4 protein-coding genes and 1 pseudogene are annotated in these 4,066 nt (G+C 51.3%); 3 read left to right on the top strand and 2 right to left on the bottom strand.

Features of this window, described 5'->3' with window-relative positions:
- On the top strand, positions 1 to 216 hold a 216-nt coding region (locus tag DW49_RS1000000132990; protein ID WP_032617802.1), incomplete at its 5' end, for a hypothetical protein.
- Positions 217 to 410: 194 nt separating this feature from the next.
- Here the strand turns inward: DW49_RS1000000132990 and DW49_RS0127475 are convergent.
- Positions 411 to 1,079 (bottom strand): hypothetical protein, encoded by a 669-nt coding sequence (locus tag DW49_RS0127475; RefSeq protein ID WP_024421540.1) that lies wholly within the window; start codon positions 1,077 to 1,079, stop codon positions 411 to 413.
- A 182-nt stretch (positions 1,080 to 1,261) separates the two neighbouring features.
- Positions 1,262 to 1,927 (bottom strand): annotated as a pseudogene (locus DW49_RS1000000133230) (Effector protein hopAB1); the annotation flags it as partial.
- A 617-nt stretch (positions 1,928 to 2,544) separates the two neighbouring features.
- On the opposite strand from DW49_RS1000000133230, the gene DW49_RS0127485 reads away from it, so the two are divergent.
- The gene (locus tag DW49_RS0127485) at positions 2,545 to 3,243 is read left to right on the top strand and encodes a ParA family protein (RefSeq protein WP_005734862.1); all 699 of its coding nucleotides are present in this window, start codon (positions 2,545 to 2,547) and stop codon (positions 3,241 to 3,243) included.
- Positions 3,236 to 3,559: a hypothetical protein gene (locus DW49_RS0127490; protein ID WP_007253135.1), complete on the top strand. Its 324-nt coding sequence runs from the start codon at positions 3,236 to 3,238 to the stop codon at positions 3,557 to 3,559. Before DW49_RS0127485 ends, DW49_RS0127490 begins: the two co-directional genes overlap by 8 nt.
- The last annotated feature ends 507 nt before the right edge of the window (positions 3,560 to 4,066 follow it).

Here is a 4,066-nt window from a genome sequence, read left to right on the forward strand (position 1 = left end):
CTTGGCCGGACGGATACGCCGTTGCATCACTTGGTGTTTGTGAAGGTGCGCGACGGCGGCGGTCCTGCCGCCATTGCGCACAGTGTCGCCCAAGTGCATGGAATCAGAGTGGATGAACTCAAGGCCCTCTGCCGCAAGACCGGTGACGAATGGATTGCTCGCGATGGCACATTAGACCCGATCAATCAGGCAGTGTACATCTGGGCGCAAGAGTAGGCCCCGCAGCGTTACGAACGGAGATTATGTAGAATGGCCCCTCCTAAGGGGAAGGTTGCAGGTTCGAACCCCGCCTGGGACACCATACAATTCAGCGCTTTCAACGACTTCTTATATTTCCGAACGGTGGCCATGACAGCAGGGTGACAGCGGCATACTTTACGGTCTGCCTTTTTGATCTGTCATCGCGTGTCTTAATTCTCCAAATTCATTGAGCGCATAAGCAGCCCATGTTCACGGATGTAGGCACTGGCAATCTCTGCGCTTACGAACTCGTTCTCCTTAGGCACGGCCCTTTTAGGTATCTGTTCGTCTGCGTATTGTTTCAATTGTGGAAAAACCCACTCCTTGTCTGCCGGGTCGGTAACGTTGTCCTTGAAAACAAAGATTTCCTTCTTCAGCGCTTCCATCCGAGCGATCAAACGACTGGGATCGGCGGTGCCAGATTCGCGTTTGATGTAGTCGATCTCATCAGCAATTTTTTTCAGCGTCCCACATACGCCGGTTCGTGCTTCCGTACGCAGCACGCAATCATGGCGAGATTTAGTCAAAAACAGGCTTTCGGATATCGCGTAGTCCGATACGCGCTTGGAGTCTGCCGCGAATAGCTCTACGCCCTGCCGGAAGTCGGGATACTGGGCTATACCCGCGTATAGGGTCCCCAGAATTGTGAGATAAATTTTGAGTGATCCTTCCTTAAGCTCAACCTCGGTTCCGACGTCTTTGTAGAGAAAGAACTCCGCCCTCACGCCCAGAAAGCTTTCTAGCTCTGCTTTGAGGGCTGCCTCGTCTAAGTCCTTTGGCACTGGGTCAATGTGAAGGTATGCCTGGCATATGATGCTTTTGTTGATGTAGTCGGCCACTGAACTTCCTTTCTCTTGGGCGGAAAAGCCTTGCTCATCACATTACCCGATACAACCGCATTAATGCAGGTTGCTTCACCGCGAAACTTAGGTGCGGGCGCACCTTCCCTCTGTCAGGGCTCCACGTACCTCATCTGCGCGATCGCCTGAGCGTTTGAGGATCACTCCAAAAACGCAGACGGTCAGGGAACAATTCTAAAAGCGTACTTAGCGATAGTTTCGGCATCAAGTCTTTGTCTGTTCAGCGGATGCTCGGGCTTGTCTGCCAGGTATTGGGCAAGTTTTTTCATATCCATGAATGTAAGGGCCTTGTTTACCTCTTGGCTGTAAGGCTGCGGCTTATCCGTCGGATTAACCGCTAGACCTATCACCTGCTGATCCGGATTACTCAGTGACAAATCTTCACCAAAAAGGCAGGACGTCGCGTTGTCGGGATGATCTGCCGCATCTCTGAAACCCAGCTCTTCAGATTCAGCATCGGCCTTCGAGATCGTACGCAATTGATTAAACTGTGGAGCTATATCCAAGGCTGCGCGGATATCATCCACAACTTGCTGTCGAGCCGCCGGGTCAGTTATAAAGGATGCAACTACCCTACTTACATCCGCACCCGGGTTCAGTCTACGCAAGCGTATTGCGTAAGCCACATTACTTTCGTCATGCTCCTGCGGCGGCATCGCCGCCAATCTTGCAGCCCTATTGAGGCTTGAGGATTGAGGCTCTGCTTCCTGCCGAATGTTCTGCTCAATCCATTCTCTGATTTGGCCAGACAAAGGTGGGGAACGTAGCAGCCTCCGGCTTCCGGATTCCGCAGGAGATGCGGGCGGCGGCAACTCCGGACTGTTCGCCGAACTGGCACTGCTACTGGAGTCATGTTCGCGCTCAGTTACTGGCTCGCCGTCTGTGCGCAAATGCCAAAAAAAATTTGATGGCCCTGCTCCGTTGATACCCGGCATATAGACTCTCCACTCCTGATCTTGTGTTTGCGGACTGTTCCGTCCTCGGCAATTGGACATGAGTTGGCGATCGGACATGATAGGTTCCACTACTGGTGCATATCAGATCGAGCGCCTGAGTGGTACTAACACGCAGGCACACCCGCGCAACATTGAGATTTGTCATGATGTGGCCTTTTTAGGTATACCTAAACGGGCCGAGCTTATCAGCCATGGCTCACTTGGTCTAAATGCAATCCTAAAGAGCCATTTCGGGGTGAGCTACCCTTTTAAGCCATACCGAACGCCCGAGGCAGGTCTTACGTTGGTATTTTGCTCCGTTGCTCCCTGCCCTCGGTAGTCCACTACGCTCAGATAGCTAAGTGATACGTCTTGATATCCTTTGCTATCTTGAGGTAGTTTTGGATATCACGAGATATCTGTTGATACTTTAAGGTATATTGTTATGCTTGGCTGAATACCTATCATTAGATAGCTTTTGATAGCCATAGGTATTCGGAGATATCGATATGCCAACAATCCCTTTTATCAGCCCCAAGGGTGGGGTAGGTAAAACCACCTCATGCCTAGCTCTGGCTACCCAGCTAGCCGCCAGAGGAGTAGGTGTGACAGTAATCGACGCTGACCCTAACTACCCGATCGCCAAATGGGCGGCGGGTGGGCATTGTCCTTCCAATATGACAGTTATCTCCGGAGTGACGGAAAACAACATCGCGAGCAAAATTCGTGAAGCTGCCAATCTCGATCCGTTCGTAATTGTCGACCTGGAAGGTACTGCCGCCAAAATTGTGGTGCTAGCGTTACAGGAGGCAGATTTTGTCGTTGTGCCGATGCAAGGGTCTTTACTGGACGCAGAGCAGGCGGGCAGGGCGGTTTCTCTGATACACGATCAAGAGCTAGCTATGAGAAGGCATCTGCCAGGCTATAGCCTGCCATTCTCAATTCTGCTGACACGCACCCCCCCTGCCTACCAAACCCGAACTATGTCCAATCTACGTAGGAGTCTTGTGGAGAAGCAGATTCCTATGTTCGAAACGGTAATGACAGAGCGTGAAGCCTTTCGAGCGATGTTCTCCTTTCAACAGCCTTTGGGTGACTTGAATGCTTCTGAGGTGCCAGGCATCGATAAGGCTGTCGCTAACGCTGATGCATTCGCTGCAGAACTCGTATCAAAACTCCAACCGGTGGGGGAGGTGAGTGATGACTGATAAACGAATCGACCCTTTTGCGAACTTGGGTAATTTCAAGCCGAAAGGGGAGGAGCAGCGTCCAGCAGACGTTGAGGTTATCGAAAAGATATCTAAAGATAACAATTTTCCTTCGCGGGCGGCGCCGGAAGCCAAGCCTGCAAAGCGTGCACGGTTTAACTCCAGTTCGCCAAAAAAACAGCTCAACATCAAGGTGACAGAAGCTTGTCATGATCGTTTCTATGAGATGGCCGAAAGACGCGGTATCAGAGTCCTTGGTGATCTAGTGAGCTTGGCCTTAGACGCGCTCGAAGAAAGGGACTCTCAAGTCAAATAGTGATGCGGTAGCATTTTCCTACAACACCGCATAAACACTGGTGGTAGGCTTTCTCGGAGGCCTACTGCTGACTCTCTTTGGAACGACAGCGAATTTCCGCCAATCCTGATAGAGAGTCCCATGACAGCCAAGATCCGTCGTGCAACATCCCTTCGACCTGGTCAATTAAAACACCTCATAAGAGTGGCTTCGGTAACAGGCCGGAAGCCTGAGCGGGATGTGCTGCTGCTTTGGCTGACTCACACGACTGGTTTGCGCGTCACAGAACTGGCCCAGCTTGAGATATCCAGCGCGCTACATCCATCTGGAGCCGTGCGTTCAGAAGTGCACTTGTCTTCGGCCATCACAAAAGGCGCGTGTGCCAGGAACGTTTACCTCGCGCATGCCAGGTGCATCGATGCCCTAGTGTACTGTTTTCGAAAAAACCAGCTACTAACTAACGTAAAATTCAAATTTTATCAATAACTTAGGTTGCAGGACACGGGTAAATTATTTCGCAAACAGTAC

It is taken from the genome of Pseudomonas avellanae BPIC 631 (genome assembly GCF_000444135.1).
Taxonomy (GTDB): domain Bacteria; phylum Pseudomonadota; class Gammaproteobacteria; order Pseudomonadales; family Pseudomonadaceae; genus Aquipseudomonas; species Aquipseudomonas avellanae.

Coding starts and splice junctions, on each gene's coding strand:
- DW49_RS0127485 (WP_005734862.1), top strand. CDS start 2,545: ATGCCAACAATCCCTTTTATCAGCCCCAAGGGTGGGGTAGGTAAAACC.
- DW49_RS0127490 (WP_007253135.1), top strand. CDS start 3,236: ATGACTGATAAACGAATCGACCCTTTTGCGAACTTGGGTAATTTCAAG.